This is a genomic window from Streptomyces sp. NPDC003379 (assembly GCF_053589195.1).
Map to the genome: position 1 here is coordinate 95,879 of NZ_JBSFRK010000010.1, position 18,773 is coordinate 114,651.

At 72.3% G+C, this 18,773-nt stretch carries 17 protein-coding genes; 9 read left to right on the forward strand and 8 right to left on the reverse strand.

All coding sequences use genetic code 11. From position 1 onward, the window contains the following. Positions 1-15: 15 nt before the first annotated feature. Positions 16-3,297: an ATP-binding protein gene (locus ACWDVB_RS11905; RefSeq protein WP_451514517.1), complete on the reverse strand. Its 3,282-nt coding sequence runs from the start codon at positions 3,295-3,297 to the stop codon at positions 16-18. 198 nt (positions 3,298-3,495) lie between these two features. On the opposite strand from ACWDVB_RS11905, the gene ACWDVB_RS11910 reads away from it, so the two are divergent. Then, the gene (locus ACWDVB_RS11910; protein ID WP_451514518.1) at positions 3,496-4,299 is read left to right on the forward strand and encodes a site-2 protease family protein; all 804 of its coding nucleotides are present in this window, start codon (positions 3,496-3,498) and stop codon (positions 4,297-4,299) included. Here the strand turns inward: ACWDVB_RS11910 and ACWDVB_RS11915 are convergent. From ACWDVB_RS11915 to ACWDVB_RS11925, 3 genes are all read right to left on the reverse strand, one after another. Continuing rightward, complete coding sequence (locus ACWDVB_RS11915) at positions 4,289-4,489, reverse strand: hypothetical protein (RefSeq protein WP_451514519.1); 201 nt, start codon at positions 4,487-4,489, stop codon at positions 4,289-4,291. The two genes, ACWDVB_RS11910 and ACWDVB_RS11915, sit on opposite strands and share 11 nt — an antisense overlap. Before the next feature lie 111 nt (positions 4,490-4,600). After that, positions 4,601-5,329, reverse strand: coding sequence for an NADPH-dependent F420 reductase (gene npdG / locus ACWDVB_RS11920; RefSeq protein WP_451514520.1), 729 nt, complete (start codon positions 5,327-5,329; stop codon positions 4,601-4,603). Then, complete coding sequence (locus ACWDVB_RS11925; RefSeq protein WP_451514521.1) at positions 5,326-6,441, reverse strand: sialidase family protein; 1,116 nt, start codon at positions 6,439-6,441, stop codon at positions 5,326-5,328. Before ACWDVB_RS11925 ends, npdG begins: the two co-directional genes overlap by 4 nt. A 79-nt stretch (positions 6,442-6,520) precedes the next feature. Between ACWDVB_RS11925 and ACWDVB_RS11930 the strand changes: the two genes are divergently transcribed. Beyond that, positions 6,521-7,123: a hypothetical protein gene (locus ACWDVB_RS11930; protein ID WP_451514522.1), complete on the forward strand. Its 603-nt coding sequence runs from the start codon at positions 6,521-6,523 to the stop codon at positions 7,121-7,123. A 24-nt stretch (positions 7,124-7,147) separates the two neighbouring features. Here ACWDVB_RS11930 and ACWDVB_RS11935 read toward each other — a convergent pair whose 3' ends face one another. Further along, positions 7,148-7,375, reverse strand: coding sequence for a hypothetical protein (locus tag ACWDVB_RS11935; RefSeq protein ID WP_451514523.1), 228 nt, complete (start codon positions 7,373-7,375; stop codon positions 7,148-7,150). A gap of 107 nt (positions 7,376-7,482) precedes the next feature. Between ACWDVB_RS11935 and map the strand changes: the two genes are divergently transcribed. Further along, entirely contained in the window at positions 7,483-8,340 is an 858-nt protein-coding gene (map, locus tag ACWDVB_RS11940) for a type I methionyl aminopeptidase (RefSeq protein ID WP_451514524.1), read from the forward strand. Positions 8,341-8,544: 204 nt separating this feature from the next. Then, positions 8,545-9,231 (forward strand): biliverdin-producing heme oxygenase, encoded by a 687-nt coding sequence (locus ACWDVB_RS11945; protein ID WP_451514525.1) that lies wholly within the window; start codon positions 8,545-8,547, stop codon positions 9,229-9,231. Positions 9,232-9,265: 34 nt separating this feature from the next. Here ACWDVB_RS11945 and ACWDVB_RS11950 read toward each other — a convergent pair whose 3' ends face one another. From ACWDVB_RS11950 to ACWDVB_RS11960, 3 genes are read right to left on the reverse strand one after another with little or no spacing between them, the layout of a single operon-like run. Beyond that, complete coding sequence (locus ACWDVB_RS11950; RefSeq protein WP_451514526.1) at positions 9,266-9,961, reverse strand: PhzF family phenazine biosynthesis protein; 696 nt, start codon at positions 9,959-9,961, stop codon at positions 9,266-9,268. A gap of 15 nt (positions 9,962-9,976) precedes the next feature. Continuing rightward, complete coding sequence (locus tag ACWDVB_RS11955; protein ID WP_451514527.1) at positions 9,977-11,479, reverse strand: HtaA domain-containing protein; 1,503 nt, start codon at positions 11,477-11,479, stop codon at positions 9,977-9,979. A gap of 49 nt (positions 11,480-11,528) precedes the next feature. Next, entirely contained in the window at positions 11,529-13,040 is a 1,512-nt protein-coding gene (locus tag ACWDVB_RS11960; RefSeq protein WP_451514528.1) for an HtaA domain-containing protein, read from the reverse strand. A 91-nt stretch (positions 13,041-13,131) separates the two neighbouring features. Between ACWDVB_RS11960 and ACWDVB_RS11965 the strand changes: the two genes are divergently transcribed. The 5 genes from ACWDVB_RS11965 to efeB all read left to right on the forward strand — a co-directional run bounded on the left by ACWDVB_RS11965 (position 13,132) and on the right by efeB (position 18,770). Then, complete coding sequence (locus ACWDVB_RS11965; protein WP_451514529.1) at positions 13,132-14,181, forward strand: heme/hemin ABC transporter substrate-binding protein; 1,050 nt, start codon at positions 13,132-13,134, stop codon at positions 14,179-14,181. Positions 14,182-14,186: 5 nt separating this feature from the next. Next, complete coding sequence (locus ACWDVB_RS11970; protein WP_451514530.1) at positions 14,187-15,272, forward strand: FecCD family ABC transporter permease; 1,086 nt, start codon at positions 14,187-14,189, stop codon at positions 15,270-15,272. Further along, positions 15,269-16,141 (forward strand): heme ABC transporter ATP-binding protein, encoded by an 873-nt coding sequence (locus ACWDVB_RS11975; protein WP_451514531.1) that lies wholly within the window; start codon positions 15,269-15,271, stop codon positions 16,139-16,141. The genes ACWDVB_RS11970 and ACWDVB_RS11975 overlap by 4 nt, the downstream gene beginning before the upstream one ends. 196 nt (positions 16,142-16,337) lie before the next feature. Beyond that, entirely contained in the window at positions 16,338-17,504 is a 1,167-nt protein-coding gene (gene efeO / locus ACWDVB_RS11980) for an iron uptake system protein EfeO (protein ID WP_451514623.1), read from the forward strand. Positions 17,505-17,519: 15 nt separating this feature from the next. Then, entirely contained in the window at positions 17,520-18,770 is a 1,251-nt protein-coding gene (gene efeB, locus ACWDVB_RS11985; RefSeq protein WP_451514532.1) for an iron uptake transporter deferrochelatase/peroxidase subunit, read from the forward strand. Positions 18,771-18,773 lie beyond the last annotated feature (3 nt).

The window sequence follows — 18,773 nt, forward strand, 5'->3', positions numbered from 1 at the left end:
ACGGATACAGCCGGTTCATACGGTGCACAGGGCGGCGGCCTCGTCGAGAGTGAGGCCGCCGCCCTCGGCGTACGCGGCCTCGTACGCGGCGTCGCCGAGCGCGGCGCGGGCGAGCCGGGCGGCGTCCTCGTGGATCTCCCGCTCCATCGCGTTGGGGAAGTGGCCCGCGGGATGTTCGCGTTCGGCGACCGCGAGGAGCCGGGCGGCGTCCTGCGCGCGGCTGCCGCCGTCGAATCCGGCCAGGGCGCGTGCCGCGATCCGCAGCTGGACGGCGACGCCCTGCGGCGCGACCACCAATGACAGGGGCGCGCGGGATTCCTCGATGGCGGCGCGCGCGGCGATGAGGCCATCGGCGCATCGGCCGTCCAGCGTGTCGAGCCAGGCCTGGAGACCGAGTACGAAGCTGTCGAAGACCACGTAGCCCACCACGGTGAACTCCTCGCGCAGCCGCCGGACGTGCTCGCTCGCCTCGTCGAGGCGGCCGGTGCGGCCGAGCACTCCGATGAGGAAGAGCCGGGCGGCGGGCACGGCCTCGCCGGTGTGCGCGCGGCCGCTGCCCGCGAGGACGTCGCGGAGGATCGCCTCGCCCCGGTCGAAGCCGTCCGGCGATTCCGTCAGGACCGAGCCGAGGCGGGCCTTGAGCACGGCCACCTGGCTCTGGGCGCCGAGCCGTTCGGCGTAGGTGACGGCGGCCTCGAAGTCCTCGGCGGCGAGGGCGAACTCGCCGCACCGCTCCCGTGACTCGCCGCGCGCGGAGAGCGCCTCGGCGATGCCCCACGCGTCACCGAGCCGCTCGAAGCCCCGCAGCGCCTCGTCCGCGTCGCGGCTCGCCTCCCCCGCCCAGTCGGCGTGGTGGGCGAGGACGTTGGCGCGCATCTGCAGGGCCGAGGCCAGCTCCCAGGCGTAGCCGAGGTCACGGCAGGTGCGGACGGTCTCGTCGAGGGTGGCGCGCAGCAGGTCCGCGTCGCCGCCGAGCATCACGGCGAAGAACCAGAGGCTGCCCGGCATGCGGCAGGTCTGCGGGAGGCCGGGGCGGTAGGCGTTCCTGATGCCGCGCAGCCGCTCCTCGCCCTGACCCGTCTGCCACGCCTCCATGTCCATGTCCATGCAGGCGAGATCGAGCAGGCGCACTCCGCGGCGCGCCTCTTCGAGGACGTCGGGTCGCATCGGCGGAGGTGCGGCGGTGCACGCCTCGTACAGCGGTGGCACGGGGGCGACGGGCGGGGTGAAGGGGTCGGGGCCGAGGGCCATGACGTCGCGGGACCAGGCGCGGGTCTCCAGGCGCAGGCCGCGGATCTCCCAGAACCAGCACAGGGACAGGACGAGGCAGAGCGCTTCCTGTTCGTCCTTGGCGGCCACGGCGTGCCGCAGGGCGGTGCGCAGGTTCTCGTACTCGACTTCGAGGCGTGCGACGGCGGTGAGCTGTCCGTGCCCGCGCAGTTGGGGGTCGGTGGTCCTGGCGGTCTCGCGGTAGTGCACGAGGTGCGCGCGCTCGGCCCCGGGCCGGTCCCCGGCCTCGTCGAGCCGTTCGGCCGCGTACTCGGCGACGGTTTCAAGGAGCCGGTAGCGCATGCCCGCGCCGGTCACGGGTGACGGGGCGGCGACGACGAGGGACTTGTCGACCAGAGAGCCGAGCGAGTCGGCTATGTCGTACGAAGAGCTGTCCCTGCCCGCGCAGACGGCTTCCGCCGCCGCGAGGTCGCAGCCGCCCGCGAAGACGGAGAGGCGCCGCAGGACGGCGCGTTCGGGTCCGTCGAGCAGGTCCCAGGACCAGTCGACGACGGCCCGCAGGGTCTGCTGGCGGGGCAGGACCGTGCGGGCACCGTTGGTGAGCAGCCGGAAGCGGTCGTCGAGGCGGTCGGCTATCTGGCGCGGGGTGAGCATCCGCAGACGGGCGGCGGCCAGTTCGATGGCGAGCGGCAGGCCGTCGAGGCGCCGGCAGATCTCGGCCGCGGCTGCCGGGTCGTCGTCGACGCTGAACCCCGGCCTCGCGGCGGCTCCGCGTTCGGCGAGCAGGCGCACGGCGACCGGTTCGGGCAGCGGCTCGACGGGGCGGAGCAGTTCGCCCGGCACGTTGAGGGGTTCGCGGCTGGTGGCGAGGACCGTCAGGTCCGGGCAGCGGGCGAGGAGTTCGTCGGCGAGGCGGGCGGCGGCCTCCACGACGTGTTCGCAGTTGTCGAGGATGACCAGCATGCGGCGGGCGGCGCAGTGTTCGACGAGACGGACGAGGGGGTCCTCGCCGTGCCGCTCCGACATGGCGCGCATCTCCTCGGCGCCCGCGCCGCGCAGCACGGTCTCGCGGGCGCCGAGCGCGGTGAGCACGGCTTCGGGTACGTCGTCGGGGCCCTCGACGGGGGCGAGTTCGGCCAGCCACACGCCGTCCGGGAAGCCCGTGCCGACGCTCTCGGCGGCCTCCTGCGAGAGCCGCGTCTTCCCGGCGCCGCCGGGTCCGAGCAGCGTGACGAGCCGGGTCCGCGCGAGGTCGCCCCGCAGCGCGTCGATGTCGGCCTCGCGCCCGACGAAGGAGGTGAGGCGGGCGCGGAGGTTGCCGCGTACGCGGGGCACCCGCCCGTCCGGCGGCACGCGCAGCAGCTCCTCGTGCAGGGCGCGCAGTTCCTCCCCCGGGTCGGTCCCGAGCCGGTCCGCGATGTCGCGTCGTACGCCTTCGTACGCGGCGAGCGCCTCCGCCGGGCGGCCGGCGTCCCGCAGCGCGCGCAGCCGCAGGGCCTGCAGCGGCTCGTCGAGGGGGTGGGTGTCGCAGAGCGCGGTCAGTTCGGGCAGGGACTGTTCCGCCTGCCCCAGGGCGAGGGCCGCGGTCAGTCCGGCGCGGCGGGCGTCGAGGCGGCGCGCATGCCAGCGGGCGGCGTCCGCCGTGCGGTCCGGCAGGTCGGCGAGAGGCTCACCGCCCCACAGGGCGAGCGCGTCGTCCAGCAGGGCGGCCGCCTTCGCCGGGTCGCCGTCGGCGAGGGCGCGGCTGCCCTCGCCCGTGAGCCGGTCGAAGCGGAACACGTCTATGTCGTCGGGGCCCGCGCGGAGCCGGTAGCCGCCGTCCACCGAGACGACGGCGTCCGCCCCGAGGATTCTGCGGAGCCGGCCGACCAGCGCCTGCAGGGCGCCGGCCGCGTCGGCGGGCGGCTCGGCGGCCCATACGTCGTCGACCAGGACCGGCGCGGGCACCGCGCGGCCCGCCCGCAGGGCGAGCGCCGCAAGCAGGGCGCGGAGGCGTGCGCCGCCGACGGGAACGGGGCTCCCATCGGGACGGACAGCTCGGGCCGGCCCCAGAACGCGGTAACGCACCGCCCCATTGTCCCCGCTCCCGACGCGAACGCCCCGCCCGGCCCCCGGCCGACCGGGAGCAAAGCCGGTGAAGCTCCCCTACTCTCCGGAACTCGGCGGCACGTGCGAGACGTTCCCGGCATACGCCCACTACGGTCGGGCACACCGCACACTCCGTACAACCCGCACGACCCGCGGCACAAGCACCCCAGGAGACCCATGACCACCGCCCCCCTCCGCGGCAGCGACCGGCGGATCAGTCCCGTGTTTCTCGGGATCGCCGCCGTCACGGCGGTCTCCGGCTGGGCCACCTGGAGCGGCTTCGCGGACTTTCCCGGCCTCGCCGTCTTCTTCTTCGTGACGGGCGCCTGGATCGTCTCACTCTGCCTGCACGAGTACGCGCACGCCCGCACCGCCCTGCACAGCGGCGACATCACGATCGGCGCGAAGGGCTATCTGACCCTGAACCCGCTGAAGTACACGCACGCCCTGCTCAGCATCGTGCTGCCCGTACTGTTCGTGATCATGGGCGGTATCGGGCTGCCCGGCGGCGCGGTCTTCATCGAGCGGGGCCGGATCCGGGGCCGCTGGAAACACAGCATGATCTCGGCGGCGGGCCCCCTGACGAACGTGCTGTTCGCGGTGGTCTGCACGGCGCCGTTCTGGCTGGACGCGCTGGACGGCGTGCCGCCCGCGTTCCGCTACGCGCTCGCGTTCCTCGCCCTGCTCCAGGTGACCGCGGCGATCCTGAACTTCCTGCCGGTCCCGGGCCTGGACGGCTACGGCGTGATCGAGCCCTGGCTCTCCCACAAGATCCGCCGCCAGGTGGAGCCGTTCGCGCCGTTCGGGCTGCTTGCGGTCTTCGCGGTGCTGTGGATCCCGGAGGTCAACCACGCGTTCTTCGACGCGATCGACGCGGTCCTGCGCGCCCTCGGCGTCAGCGACTGGGACAGCTACTGGGGCCGGGACCTGTACCGCTTCTGGGACGGCTCGCAGGAGGCCCCGCCGGCGCTCAGCTCGTAGGCACGGCCCCGTCGCGCCCCGCGTCCCGCCGCATCTTGGCGCGCCGCAGGTAGAACCACGCCATGTTCGACGAGAGGCCCGCGAGCAGCACCCACACGATGCCGAGCCAGCTGCCCTGCGCGAAGGAGATCACGGCGGCGGCGACGGCGAGCGCGCAGACCACGAGGGCGTACAGAGCGAGGCGGGGCATGGGGGTCGGCTCCTGTCCGGGTGAAGCGTCTGTGACGTACCCGTCCAGTGTCCCCCATGCCCACGCCCGCCCGCGCACGCCCTCGACCGTCCTGGCCCGTCCTGGCCCGCCCTACACGTCGGTGACCCGGAGCCCCGCGTGCGCCTTGTAGCGGCGGTTGACGGAGATCAGGTTGGCGACGAGGGACTCCACCTGGTGGGCGTTGCGCAGCCGGCCCGCGAAGACGCCGCGCATGCCGGGGATGCGGGCGGCGAGCGCCTGCACCACGTCCGTGTCGGCGCGCTTCTCGCCGAGGACCATGACGTCGGTGTCGATCTCCTCGACGTCGGGGTCCTGGAGCAGCACGGCCGACAGATGGTGGAAGGCGGCCGTGACCCGGGAGTCGGGCAGCAGGGCGGCGGCCTGCTCGGCGGCGCTGCCCTCCTCGGGCTTGAGTGCGTACGCGCCCTTCTTGTCGAAGCCGAGCGGGTTGACGCAGTCGATGACGAGCTTGCCGCTCAGCTCCTCGCGCAGGGATTCGAGGGTCTTGCCGTGGCCCTCCCACGGCACGGCGACGATCACGATGTCGCTGCGCCGCGCGCACTCCGCGTTCTCGGCGCCCTCGACGCCGAGACCCAGCTCGTCGGCGGCGGCCACGGCCCGCTCCGCCGCACGGGAGCCGATGATCACCTTCTGTCCGGCGCGGGCCAGGCGGTAGGCGAGGCCGCGGCCCTGGTCGCCGGTGCCGCCGAGGACACCGACGACGAGCCCGGACACGTCGGGCAGCTCCCAGGGGTCCTTGGCGGGGGCCTTGGCGGGGGCGTCTGCGGAGGTGTTCTGCGCACTGTCTGTAGAGGTCATGGGGCGACCTTAGGCGGTTGCAGAAGTTCCCCCAACGGGATCCGCCGGAAGGTGATCGTCTCGTACGCGCTGAAGTCCCCCGTCTCGTAGAGGAGCCCGACGCTCTGCTCGTCGAGGCGTACGAGATCGGAGTAGGCGGCCGGGAGTCCGTCGACCGTGTGGACGGGCTGCCAGGTGGTGCCGCCGTCGGTGCTGCGGCGCACGGTCATCAGGGCGCGGAAGCCCGGGTCGGCGGGGCCGGAGAAGAGGAGCAGGTCGGGGTCGCGCAGCTGCAGGACGCTGCCCTCGACGACGGGGCCGGTGAGGGACGCCTGCGGGCGGAAGGGCCGGACGAGGCTCCGGCCGCCGTCGCGCGAGTGGGCGTCGGCGCGGTTGCCCGGTGCCGGGGAGTCGTTGCGGGTGTTGAAGTAGAGGCGGCCGTCGGGGAGTTCGGCGGCGGTGGTCTCGTTCACGTTGATGTAGCCGTTGACGTTGTCGTCGATGTAGCCGATGCGCCAGGTGGCGCCGGAGTCGTCGCTGAGCAGGCAGTGGCCGCCGTTGTACTTGCCCTCGGTGCCGTTGTCGGTGCCGGTGGGCGGCAGCGAGTGGTTGGCGGGGACGACGACGCGGCCGCCGGTCAGCTGGACGGCGTGCCCGGGTGTGGTCGCGTACCACCGCCAGCCCGGCTTCTTCACCGAGCCGGTGATCTCGCGCGGGGCGGACCAGGTGAGGCCGTCGTCGTCGCTGTGCCGCACCCACACGCGCCGTCCGGCGGCCGCGGAGACCTTGCCGCGGCGGATGGCGTCCTCGGTGGCCGCGGCGGCGTTCCTGACGTGGACGAGGAGGATCCGGCCGCTGTCCAGGACGACGGGGGCGGGGTTGCCCGCGAGGTCGGAGCCGTTCTTGCCGACGATCTGGAGCGGGCCCCAGGTGCGGCCGCCGTCGGCGGAGCGCTTGAGGACGATGTCGATGTTGCCGAAGTCCTCCTGTGATCCGACGCGGCCCTCGCAGAAGGCGAGGACGGTGCCGGGGGCGGTGGAGCCGGGGGCGGCGGTGGTGACGACGGCCGGTATGCGGAAGCTCGCGTATCCCTCGCGGCCCGCGCGGAAGGGAACAGACGTCTCATAAGTCATCCTTCGCCCTTCCCCACCCAGGGGGAAATCCGGGTGAACTCCCGGTGTCGATTGGCACGTTCGGGCAGGATGCGGCGCCATGGACGCCGTACGGGTGGCGCTGCTGCGCGAAGTGCTCGCAGGGACCGAGTGGCTCGGGGCCACGCGCCGCTTCGCGGGGGCCCTGCGTTCGTCCGTGGTGCCGCACGGCGGCGGGCTGCTGCTTGTGGGCACGCGGGCGTACGAACCCTGGCATCTGACCGCGCACCTGGTGGACGAGGCGGCCTGGTCGGGCACGCCGGAGCTGACACCTACGCTCGTACGGCACCGGGTCCTCGCCTCGGACCCCGCGCACCTGTCGACCGGGCTCGGCCGGATCGAGGCCGTGCGGCGCGGCGAGACGCTGCTGGTCGTGGCGCCGGGCGCGCCGGACGCGGAGCTGCTCACGCGCGTGCATGACGCGCGGCGGGCCGGGGCGACGGTGCTGGCGCTCGGCTCCGGGGACCGCGACCTGAGCGCTCTGTCGCACGAGGCGCTGGCGGCGCCCGTGGGGTCCGAGCTCGACCTGGACACGGTGCAGCACCTGGTGAGCGCGGCGGCCGGGGAGAACGCGCTGCCCGCGACGCGCGGGCGCCGCCGCTTCCGTGACCGGCTCTCACGCCTCGCCGATCAGCTGACGGCACCGCCGCCGATGCGGTGGTGACGCGGCCGGTGCCGAGACCCGCCGCTACCCCTCGTCGCTTCGCGGGGCCGCGTCATGCCAGCGAGGGTCGTTCTCCCACTCAAGATTCCGCTCCGCGGCCGTCCGCATCGCGTGCTCCGCGTCCGCACGCGAGCCATAGGGCCCCATCCGGTCCTTGCCGGGACACTCGGGGCCTTCCTCCACCGTCCGGTGCTCCAGGCAGTAGTACCACTCGCCCGGCTTGCCGACCGTCCGCTTCTTGAACAGTGCCATGACCGCCGCTCCTCTCGTCCCCGGTTCTCGTTTCCGGTTCTCGTCCCCGGTCCGGTCCCGCTCTCTGACGCCATGCTGCCCCACGACGGCTGGCTAGACTCGCTGGTATGTCTGGCCAGTCACTGCTCGTTCCAGGGGAGCTCTCCCCCATCCGTTCCGTACCCGGCAACATCAGGCGCCCGGAGTACGTGGGAAAACCCGCCCCCACCCCGTACACGGGGCCCGAGGTGCAGACCCCCGAGACCATCGAGCTGATGCGCACCGCGGGCCGCATCGCCGCCCGCGCCATGGAAGAGGCCGCGAAGCACATCGCACCCGGTGTCACCACCGATGAGCTGGACCGTGTCGCGCACGAGTACATGTGCGACCACGGCGCCTACCCCTCCACGCTGGGCTACCGCGGCTTCCCGAAGTCGCTGTGCAGCTCGGTCAACGAGGTCATCTGCCACGGGATCCCCGACTCCACCGTCCTCAACGACGGCGACATCATCAACCTCGACGTCACGGCGTACATCGGCGGCGTGCACGGCGACAACAACGCCACCTATCTCGTCGGCGACGTCGACGAGGAGTCGAAGCTGCTCGTCGAGCGGACCCGCGAGTCCCTCAACCGCGCCATCAAGGCCGTCAGGCCCGGCCGCCAGATCAACATCATCGGCCGCGTCATCGAGTCGTACGCCAAGCGCTTCGGCTACGGCGTGGTCCGTGACTTCACCGGTCACGGCATCAACTCGTCCTTCCACTCCGGACTGATCGTCCCCCACTACGACAGCCCGCACGCGACGACCACCATCCAGCCCGGCATGACGTTCACGATCGAGCCGATGCTGACGCTCGGCACGCACGAGTACGACATGTGGGAGGACGGCTGGACCGTCGTCACCAAGGACAGGAAGCGGACCGCGCAGTTCGAGCACACGCTGGTGGTGACGGAGAGCGGGGCGGAGATCCTCACGCTGCCCTGAGGCACAGCTCTGAGGTGCAGCTCTGAGGTGCAGCTCTGAGGTGCCCTGGACGCAGCGATGGTTGCTTGATCCGGGAGCGGGTAGCGTTTTTACCGACAGGACGTCGGGAACCAGTTGACTTAGGTAAGCCTAACTTGCCATGATCTGCCCACGGGTCGCACTGGTTCCCGCCATCCCGTCCCCCCGGCTCCCTGGAGGTCCCTCATGGACACGCCGCTCACGCCGCTCACCTCGTCCACGCCGTTCTCGACAGTCATCCGCACCGCGTCACACGAGCAGCACACCGAGGCCGAGACCTCGACCTTCATGAGCGACCTGCTCGGCGGCAGGCTCGGCGTCGACGCCTACGCGCGCTACACGGAACAGCTGTGGTTCGTGTACCGCGCCCTGGAGGACGGGGCCGAGGCCCTCGGCGGCGACCCCGTCGCGGGGCCGTTCATACGGCCCGAGCTGCTGCGCGTGAGCGAGCTGGAGCGCGACCTCGCGCATCTGCGGGGCGCGGACTGGCGCGAGGGACTCACGCCGCTGCCCGCCACGGCGGCGTACGCGGCACGGGTCGAGGAGTGCGCGCGCACCTGGCCCGGCGGCTATGTCGCCCACCACTACACCCGCTACCTCGGCGACCTCTCCGGCGGCCAGATCATCCGTGGCAAGGCCGAGCAGACCTGGGGCTTCGCGCGCAAGGGTGACGGCGTGCGGTTCTACGTCTTCGAGGGGATCTCCAACCCGGCCGCGTTCAAGCGCGGCTACCGCGAGCTGCTCGACGGGGTCGACCTGGTCGTCACGGACGAGCTGGAGAGGAAGCGGATCGTGGACGAATGCAAGCGCGCTTTCGCTTTGAATACGGCGGTCTTCCGGGAGCTCGGGCAGGAATTCCCGCTGAGCGCGTGACTGGGCCGAGGGTGCGGGCACGGACTCCCGCTCCTCAAACGCCGGAGGGGCTGGATCCCTGTTCGAGGCGGACCCTTCCGCCCACCTCGATCGAGCCGTCCGGGCCCGGTGCCGTCAGGATCTGTGAGCCCCGGCCCTGCGTGATGTTGAGGGCCCTGCCCAGTTCGTGGGTGAGCAGGAGCGCCGCCGCGCCCGTCGCCTCGTCCTCGTCGATGCCGTCGTCCCGGCCGGGGAAGGCCCTCGCGCGGACCCGCCCGGCGGCCTCGTCCTCCCACGCCCAGGCGTAGACCCACTCCCCCGGAGGCGGCACGTCGAGCGCGTCCACCTCCGCCGCCGTCCCGTACCTCCGCAGCGTCCTCGGCGGCGCCCACTCGGGGCGCGCCGTGATCCAGCTGAACTCGCCGTCCTGGCGGGCCTCGGCCACCCCCGCCCGCGTGACGAGTTCGGGCACATCGAGCAGCCAGGCCGTGCCGACGCAGGGGTGGCCCGCGAAGGGCAGGCGCAGCGTCGGGGTGTAGATGTCGATGACGCCCCGCTCGGGGTCGTCGACGAACACCGTCTCGCTGAAGCCGAGTTTGCCCGCGAACGCCTGGCGGTCCTCCGTGGCACGCATGCGGGCCCCGTCGCGCACGACACCGAGCTCGTTGCCGTGCCGACCGTCGGGCCCGCAGAAAACACGCAGTACGTCGAGTACGTCGAGTACGTCCGGAGCGGCGAGTGGTTCAGTCACTCCCGCATTGAAGCATCAGATCGCTTCGGCGCCCTGCCTGCGCCGCGCGACGTACACCGCGCCCGCGCCCGCCGCGATGGCCGCGCCCGCCGCGCCGAACAGCGCGGCCGAGGGGACGTCGGAGCCGGTGGCCGCCAGTGAGCCGGCGTCGTCGGCCGAACCGCCGACCGAGCCTCCGCCCACGGAGCCGGAACCGGTGGTGCCGGTGCCGCCGTCCGCGTCGTCGCCGTTCCGGCCGCCGTCGGTCGAGAGTCCGGCGCCCTCGGAGAAGGAGAGGGCGACCGTCACCGGGTCGAGCTTCTGGCCCGGCTTGTAGATGGAGCCGACGGCGCCGTTGGCGAACTGCTTCGCGCCGGCCGCCGTGAAGACCGCGGGGACCTTGTCGAGCCGTACGACATCGCCCTTCGCCCCGTACGAGGCCCTGGAGAGGTCGAGCGTCGCGAACTTCACGTCGTTGTTGGTGCCCTTGGGCGTGGTGACGTCGACGATCAGGGTGCCCTTGGAGCCGTTCGCCCGCACCTTGAAGTCGCTGAACCTCATGTCGATGCCGTGCGCCTTGTACGCGAAGCGGACGCTGCCTCCGAAGGACGCGTCGATCTTCTTGGCGTCGGAGTCCACGTCCGCCTTGGTGTGGGGGAACGTATAGCCGCCGGAGACCTTCTTGGCGCCGCCCGCGACGGTCACCTTGCCGCCGCTGGAGATGTAGGTGCGGAAGGTCTTCTTCAGGCCCCAGGAGAGGGTGCCGTCGACGACGTCGCCCGCGGGCCGCTCCGTGCCGGGCTCACGAGTGGGGGTGTCGGTCGGCTTCGGGGTCGCGTCGGGCTTCTGGGTCGGCTTCTGGGTCGGCTTGTCCGTGGGCTTGTCGGTCGGCTTGTCCGTCGGCTCCCCGGGGAGCGGCGCGCCCGCCTTCACCGTGAGCGTGGCCGGGTCGAGCTTGTCGCCTTCCTTGTACATGCCGTTGAACGCCTTGGCGCCGTCCGCCGTGAGCGTCGCCGGGATGTCCTTGAACGCCATCGCGCCGCCCTCCCCCTGGCCGGGCCTGATCCCGGTCAGGTCGAGGGCGGCGAGGTCGATGTCGTTCTGGACGGCGCCGTTGAGCGTGACGTCGGCCCGGATGGCGCCGGCGTTGCCCTCGGTGCGGACCTTCACGTCGGTGACGCCGATGTCGAAGCGGTGGGCCGTGGAGGTGAAGCGGACGCTGCCCTTGAAGGCGGTGTCGGTGGCGTGTGTGCCGGTGTCGTATGTCCCCTTGCCGTCGGAGAACGTGAACACCCCGTTGTCCGCGGCCTGCTGGGCGCCGTCCTTGGCCTCGATCCTGCCGTGGGCCATGCCCACGACGTACTTGCGGAAGGACTCCTTCAAGCCCCACTGCAGCGTGCCGTCCTTGAGCTCCAGCTTCGGCGGGGCGGCCTTGCCGGTGTCGGCGGCGACCGCCGGCAGCGTGAGGGCGCCCGCGCCGAGTGCGACGGCGGTCGCGACGGCTGCCGCGAGAGTGGTGGGACGACGGGTGGCGGCCATGATCAGGCTTCTCCTTGGGGATGAGGGATGGGGGGTGAGGGACGAGCGGTCAGGAGCTTGTGGAGGTGGACGTGGAGCTGGCGGTGTCCTTCGCCGCGCGCTTCTTGCGTACGACTCCGAAGGCGACCGCCGCGGCGAGCAGCACCGCGACACCCGCGCCGACACCGATCGGCACGGCGTTCGACGTGGAGCCGGAGGAGTCGGAGGAGTTGGCAGAGCGGGAGGAGTTGGAGGAGTCCGCGGCGTTCCCGGTCCCGCGCTGTGCGGACCCCGCCTGCTTCGGGTCCGGCTCCGCGGACGAACCGAGATCGGGCAGCGCGGGCAGCTTCGCGTCGGTGTCGAGGGCGACGGCGAGCGAGAGCGGGTCCATGGCGGAGCCCGCCCTGTACATGCCGCCGAACGCCTTGGCCCCGTCGGCGGTGAGCTTCGACGGCACCTCGGTGAGGGAGACGAGGCCGTCCTCCGGCCTCATGTCACGTGCGGGGAAGGTGATCAGCGGGGCGTTCTTCAGGGTGGTGCCGCGGTCGCCCTTGCTGTCGACGTCCGCCGTGAGCGTGCCCTTGCCGTTCCGCACCTCGACGGCGATCCCGGTGAGCGTCAGGTCGAGGCCGTGCTCGCCGGTGAAGCGGACGGATCCCGCGAAGTCCGCGGCGAGGGTCCGCTTCTTCTCGTCGTACGTCCCCTTGCCCCGGGGGAAACGGAAGAGCGCGCCCCCGTCCTGGGCACCGGCGGACAGTTTCCACTCGCCCTTGGCGATGGATCCGGTGACGTACTCGCGGAAGGTGCGCCGCACGCCCCAGTCGACGGCGGCGTCCTCGATGCGGCCCGCCTTCGCCTCTCTCCCGCCGCCGGACTCCTCGCGCTCACCCGGCCGAGCGGCCTTGTCCTTCCGGGTGCCCTTGTCCTTCCGGGTGCCCTGGTCCTTCCGGGTACCCTTGCCGACGAGGTCCGTCGACAGGCTCACCGGGTCGAGCGCGGTGCCCGCCGTGTAGTACCCGGCGAAGGCCCTGGCGCCCTGCGAAGTGAGCGTCGCGGGGAGGTTGTTGAGGGCGATGGGCCCGGCGCCGCCCTTCATGTTGATGCCGCTGACATTGAGCGAGGCCAGCGGCACCTGCGCCTTCGTGGTGACCTCGCCGCTGCCCTTCTCCTTGCTGACCATGTCGGCGTAGAGCGTGCCGGAGCCGCCGGAGACCTTGACCGTGGGGCGGCTGATCGTCAGGTCGAGCTCGTACGAGCCGCCCTTCTTGTGTCCGGTGAACCGCACGCCTCCGGAGAAGCCCGCGCTGAACGTCCCGCTCTCGGGGTCGTACGAGCCCTTCGCCGAGTGGAAGCGGAACTGGCTGCCGCCGACCGTGGCGGCCCCGCCCCGCAGGGTCGATGCGCCGTGGGCGATGGGCCCGGTGACGTAGCTCTGGAAGGAGGACTTGATGCCCCAGTCGAGCCGCCCGCCCTGGACCGTGCGGTCATCGGCGTGCGCGGTGGCCGCCGGGAGCAGTGCTCCGACGAGTGCGGTGAGCATGGCCGCTGCTCCGACGTGGGCGGTGGCGCGTGACGACGGCATGGGGGGACCCCTCCAGGGCTAGCCAGTTAGGTAAGGCTAACCTAAACTAAGATCACCCAACAGGACGACAGGACGGTGGATTTCGGTGCGTATGCCGCGCTCACTCCGTATCGCCGGCGCGTGGGCCGCCGTTCTCGCCCTCGGCCTCACGGGATGCGGAACATCGGACGGCGACACGAACGCACGGCCGCAGAAGGCCACGACACGGGCCGCCCCGCCCGACCGGGTCGAGCCACTGAAGAGTCGGCCGGAGAGCGCACGGAACGGCGGCGCGTCCCCCACGCTGCCCGCCACGGTCACCTCGGCCGACGGCCACAAGGTGACCGTGCAGGACACCAGCCGCATCGTGCCGCTCACCGGCAGCCTCAATGAGATCGTCTTCACCCTCGGGCTCGGCGAGAACGTCGTCGCGCGCGACATCACCGCCACCTTCGAGCAGGCGAAGAAGCTGCCGGTGGTGACACGCGCCCACGACGTCTCGGCGGAGAGCGTGCTCTCGCTCAGGCCGACGGTCGTCCTCGCCGACACCACCACCGGCCCCGCCGAGGCCATCGACCAGATCCGTGACGCGGGCGTCCCCCTCGTCGTATTCGACCCTGCGAAGGGTCTCGGCGACGTGAGCCCGCGGATCGAGGCGGTCGCCAAGACCCTGGGCGTCGGGAAGGCGGGCGCCGAGCTGACGGAGCGTACGGAGCGGCGGATCGCCGCCGTCCGCGCCGACATCCCCGCCGGGGCCCGGAAGAAGAAGCTGCGGGTCGCCTTCCTCTATCTGCGCGGCTCGGCCTCCGTCTATCTGCTCGGCGGCCGTGAGTCGGGGGCAAGTTCGCTCCTGGAGGCGGCGGGCGCGGTCGACGCGGGCAAGGAGTCGGGGCTGAAGAAGGACTTCACGGCGATCACCAGCGAGGCGCTCGCCAAGGCCGCGCCCGACGCGATCCTCGTGATGACGAAGGGCCTGGAGTCGGTGGACGGCGTCGACGGGCTCCTGAAGGTCCCGGGCGTCGCCGAGACCCCGGCCGGCCTGGACCGCCGCGTCGTCTCGGTCGACGACGGCGTGCTCCTCAACTACGGGCCGCGCACCGACCAGGTCCTGAAGTCCCTGGTGGAGCAGTTGTACGGGGAGACGCACGGGGACGCCAAGTGAGCCTGATGACCAAGTCCGCCGGCCGGATCGCCCCCGAGACCCCGGACGGAGCGGCCCCGCGCCGCCCCGGCACCACCCTCCCCCTGACCGCCGGGCTCCTCGCCGCACTCGCCCTCCTCTGCCTCCTCTCCGCAGGCATCGGCGCGTACGACATTCCCCTCGGGGATGTCGTCTCCTCCGTCCAGCACCGCATGGGGCTCGGCGGGTCCGCGCTGGACCGGGTCGGCGAGAGCGTGCTGTGGAACGTGCGGCTGCCGCGCGTGGTGCTCGCGCTCCTCGTCGGCGCCTCGCTGGGGTGCGCGGGCGCGCTGATGCAGGGCGTGTTCGGCAACCCGCTCGCCGAGCCCGGCGTCATCGGGATCTCCTCGGGCGCGGCGGTCGGCGCGGTCGCCTCCATCGCGCTCGGTCTGAGCTTCTTCGGGAACTGGACCATCACCGTCTGCGCGTTCGTCGCCGGGCTCGTGACCGTCCTTCTCGTGTACGTGATGTCGCGCGAGGGGGGCCGTACGGAAGTCGTCACGCTGATCCTCACCGGCATCGCGGTGAACGCCTTCGCGGGGGCGCTCATCGGCCTGTGCGTCTTCTTCGCGGACAACGCGCAGATCAGCCAGATCACCTTCTGGCAGCTGGGTTCGCTCGCGGGGGCGACCTGGCCGAAGGTGCTCGCGGTGCTGCCGTGCGCGCTGCTGGGCCTGGCCGTCGCCCCCTTCCACGCACGGAAGTTGGATCTGCTCGCCCTCGGTGAGCGGCCCGCCCGGCATCTGGGCGTGGACGTGGAGCGGCTGCGGCTGGTGCTCGTCCTCGTGGTGGCGCTGCTGACGGCGGCCGCCGTGGCCGTCGCCGGGATCATCACTTTCGTAGGTCTTCTCGTGCCGCATCTGCTGCGGATGGCCGCGGGGCCCGGGCACCGCTTCCTGGTGCCCGGCAGCGCGCTCGGCGGGGCGCTGGTGCTGGTCGCGGCCGACCTGGCCGCGCGTACGGTGGCCGCGCCCGCCGAGCTGCCGCTGGGTGTGCTCACCGCTCTCTTCGGCAGCCCGTTCTTCTTCTGGCTGCTGCGCAGGACCCGTCGTAGGCAAGGTGGTTGGGCGTGAACGTGATCGGGCGGGTGGGCAGGAGGCTTTTCGCGGGGCGTGAGCGGGTGGTGCCGGGGCCGAGCGCCGCCGGTGACGTGCTCGCCGAGGCCGAGGAGCTGCGGGTGCGGCTCGGCGGGCGGGAGGCCCTCGCGGGGGTGTCGGTGGCGGCCCGCGCGGGCGAGGTGCTGGCCCTGGTCGGCCCGAACGGAGCGGGGAAGTCGACGCTGCTGGCGGCGCTCGCCGCGGATCTGCCGGCCGACGCGGGCGTCGTACGCGTCTGCGGGCGCCCGGCGGGCGACTGGCCGGCGCCCGACCTCGCCCTGCGCCGGGCGGTGTTGCCGCAGTCCGCGGCGCTGTCCTTCCCCTTCCCGGTCGAGGACGTCGTACGGATGGGCCGGGCGCCCTGGGCGGGGACGCGCCTCGCGGACGACGACGACCGGGTGGTGCGCGAGTCGATGGCGGCCACCGAGGTGAGCGGGTTCGCCGTACGTCCCTTCTCGGCGCTCAGCGGTGGCGAGCGGGCCCGGGTCGCGCTGGCCCGCGTCCTCGCCCAGCGTGCCCCGCTGCTGCTGCTCGACGAGCCGACGGCCGCGCTCGACCTGCGCCACCAGGAGCTGGTCCTGCGGATCTGCCGGGAGCGGGCCGCCGCCGGTGACGCGGTCGTGGTGGTCCTGCACGACCTGGGCCTCGCGGCGGCGTACGCGGACCGGGTCGCGGTGCTGCGGGGCGGGGCCCTCGCGGCGGAGGGAGCGCCCGGCGACGTGTTCGAGGAGGGTCTCCTTTCGGAGGTGTACCGGCAGCCGGTGGAGGTCTTCCCGCATCCGCGTACCGGAGCGCCTGTGGTCACTCCGCTCAGGGGCGCGCCTGTGCCGCACACCCCTGCTTGACCGGTGCTTTACCCGGTCATGGGCGGTCCATCAGCCGCCCGTGATCGGTCCGTGAGCGGTGGCCCCGCTTGAGAGCTGAATCACGGAACGGGCGGGTATCGCCGAGGTAAGGGTCGGTTAAGTTAGGTCCGCCTCACCGGGCTGTGTGGGGTTCGATGCCCGTCAGCGACCCGTCTTGGAGCCCTCTATGCGACCCGTGCGACCTGCCCGCCTGTCCGTCGTCACCGCTGTCGCCACCGCGGCGGCCCTGACCGCCGTCACGGGCTGCACGGAGAAGAGCGACGCCAAGGGCGGCGGCGCGAACAGCGTGAGCGTGACCGCCACCGACGACACGTGCGAGGTCTCCAAGAAGGAGCTGACCGCCGGGCACGTCGAGCTGGCCATCGAGAACAAGGGTTCCAAGGTCACCGAGGTCTACATCCTCTTCCCCGACGACCGCATCGTCAGCGAGCGCGAGAACATCGGCCCGGGCACGAAGCAGAAGCTCACCGCCGAGGTGAAGGCCGGTTCGTACGAGATCGCCTGCAAGCCCGGCATGAAGGGCGACGGCATCCGCCAGAAGGTCACGGTCACCGGCGGCGACAGGACCGCGAAGCGCGACCCGCGCCTGGACAAGGCCGTCGCCGCCTACCGCGCCTACGTCCAGGCGCAGGCCGACGAGACGCTGCCCAAGACGAAGACCTTCACCGACGCCGTGCGCGAGGGCGACCTGGAGGCCGCGAAGAAGGCGTACGCCGACTCCCGCATCGGCTGGGAGCGCACCGAGCCGGTCGCCGAGTCCTTCGGTGACATCGACCCGAAGGTCGACGTCCGCGAGGACGGCCTGGAGAGCGGTCAGGACGAGGAGAAGGACTGGACGGGCTGGCACCGTCTGGAGCGGGCCCTGTGGAAGGACAAGAAGATCGGCAAGCGGGAGAAGGAGCTCGCCACCCTTCTCGACAAGGACCTCAAGGACTGGCAGAACCGGGTCGGCAAGGCCGTGATCACCCCGACGTCCATGGCCAACGGCGCCAAGGAGCTGCTCGACGAGGTCGCCACCGGCAAGGTCACCGGCGAGGAGGAGCGCTACTCCCACACCGACCTGGTCGACTTCAAGGCCAACGTCGAGGGCGCCGAGAAGTCGTACGAGCTGCTGAAGCCCGTCGCCGCCGAGAACGACCCGAAGCTCACCAAGGAGCTCGACAAGCAGTTCGCGGCCCTGCACGAGCACCTGGAGAAGTACCGCGAGGGCGGCGAGGACTCCTACGAGTTCACGTCGTACGACAAGGTCGGCAAGGCGGACCAGAAGGTGCTGTCCGACGGTGTGAACGCGCTCGCGGAGCCGCTGTCGAAGCTCGCCGCGGCCGTCGTGACGGCCAAGTAGCGGCAAGGGGGAACGATGGCAGACGACGACAACGCCCGTCCGCCGTCCCGGCGTTCGCTGCTCGGCTGGGGCGGTGCCGGGCTCGCGCTCGGCGCGGCGGCGGCCGGCGGCGCGGTGGCGATGACCCGCTCCGGCGACGAGGTGGCGCCCGCCGGGGACGCGGGGGCCGCCGTGCCGTTCCACGGCGCGCACCAGGCCGGCATCGCGACCGCCGTGCAGGACCGGCTGCACTTCGCGGCGTTCGACGTGAAGACGGACGACCGCGAGGAGTTCGTCCAGCTCCTCAAGGACTGGACGGAGGCCGCCGTGCGGATGACGGCGGGGCACACGGTCGGCGAGGGCGCGCACGGCGGGCTCGCCGAGGCGCCGCCGGACGACACCGGTGAGGCGCTCGGTCTCAAGCCGTCGCGGCTGACACTGACGATCGGCTTCGGGCCTTCCCTCTTCGAGAGGTTCGACCTGTCCGGCAGGCGCCCCGAGGCCCTGGTGGAGCTGCCGAAGTTCCCCGGTGACAACCTCGACAAGGCCCGCGGCGGTGGCGACCTGTGTGTGCAGGCCTGCGCGGACGACCCGCAGGTCGCGGTGCACGCCATCCGCAACCTCGCCCGCATCGGCTTCGGCAAGGTCGCCGTGCGCTGGTCGCAGCTCGGCTTCGGCAAGACCTCGTCGACGACGCCGGACGCGCAGACCCCTCGTAACCTCTTCGGTTTCAAGGACGGCACGCGCAACGTCTCCGGGCAGGACGGCGCGGCGCTCGCCCAGCACGTGTGGGTCGGCGCGAAGGACGGGCCGGGCTGGATGGCGGGCGGCTCCTACCTGGTGGCGCGCCGCATCCGTATGAACGTCGAGACGTGGGACCGCACTTCGCTCGGCGAGCAGGAGGACGTGTTCGGGCGCGACAAGGGCGAGGGCGCCCCGGTCGGGAAGGCCAAGGAGCACGACGAGCCGTTCCTGAAGGCGATGAAGCCCGACGCGCACGTGCGGCTCGCGCACCCCGACGCCAACGGCGGGGCGACGATCCTGCGCCGCGGCTACTCCTTCACGGACGGCACCGACGGTCTCGGCCGCCTAGACGCCGGTCTCTTCTTCCTCGCCTACCAGCGGGACGTGCGCACCGGTTTCATCCCGGTCCAGCGAAGTCTGGCGCGCTCCGACGCGCTCAACGAATACATCCAGCATGTGGGTTCCGCGGTCTTCGCGGTCCCGCCGGGCGTCCGCGACAAGGACGACTGGTGGGGCAGGGGCCTGTTCACCGGGGAGGCGTAGCCG

Coding starts and splice junctions, on each gene's coding strand:
- ACWDVB_RS11965 (WP_451514529.1), top strand. CDS start 13,132: ATGCCGCGCTCACTCCGTATCGCCGGCGCGTGGGCCGCCGTTCTCGCC.
- ACWDVB_RS11945 (WP_451514525.1), top strand. CDS start 8,545: ATGGACACGCCGCTCACGCCGCTCACCTCGTCCACGCCGTTCTCGACA.
- npdG (WP_451514520.1), bottom strand. CDS start 5,329: ATGACCTCTACAGACAGTGCGCAGAACACCTCCGCAGACGCCCCCGCC.
- ACWDVB_RS11970 (WP_451514530.1), top strand. CDS start 14,187: ATGACCAAGTCCGCCGGCCGGATCGCCCCCGAGACCCCGGACGGAGCG.
- ACWDVB_RS11935 (WP_451514523.1), bottom strand. CDS start 7,375: ATGGCACTGTTCAAGAAGCGGACGGTCGGCAAGCCGGGCGAGTGGTAC.
- map (WP_451514524.1), top strand. CDS start 7,483: ATGTCTGGCCAGTCACTGCTCGTTCCAGGGGAGCTCTCCCCCATCCGT.
- ACWDVB_RS11960 (WP_451514528.1), bottom strand. CDS start 13,040: ATGCCGTCGTCACGCGCCACCGCCCACGTCGGAGCAGCGGCCATGCTC.
- efeB (WP_451514532.1), top strand. CDS start 17,520: ATGGCAGACGACGACAACGCCCGTCCGCCGTCCCGGCGTTCGCTGCTC.
- ACWDVB_RS11930 (WP_451514522.1), top strand. CDS start 6,521: ATGGACGCCGTACGGGTGGCGCTGCTGCGCGAAGTGCTCGCAGGGACC.
- ACWDVB_RS11910 (WP_451514518.1), top strand. CDS start 3,496: ATGACCACCGCCCCCCTCCGCGGCAGCGACCGGCGGATCAGTCCCGTG.
- ACWDVB_RS11955 (WP_451514527.1), bottom strand. CDS start 11,479: ATGGCCGCCACCCGTCGTCCCACCACTCTCGCGGCAGCCGTCGCGACC.
- ACWDVB_RS11915 (WP_451514519.1), bottom strand. CDS start 4,489: ATGCCCCGCCTCGCTCTGTACGCCCTCGTGGTCTGCGCGCTCGCCGTC.
- ACWDVB_RS11925 (WP_451514521.1), bottom strand. CDS start 6,441: ATGACTTATGAGACGTCTGTTCCCTTCCGCGCGGGCCGCGAGGGATAC.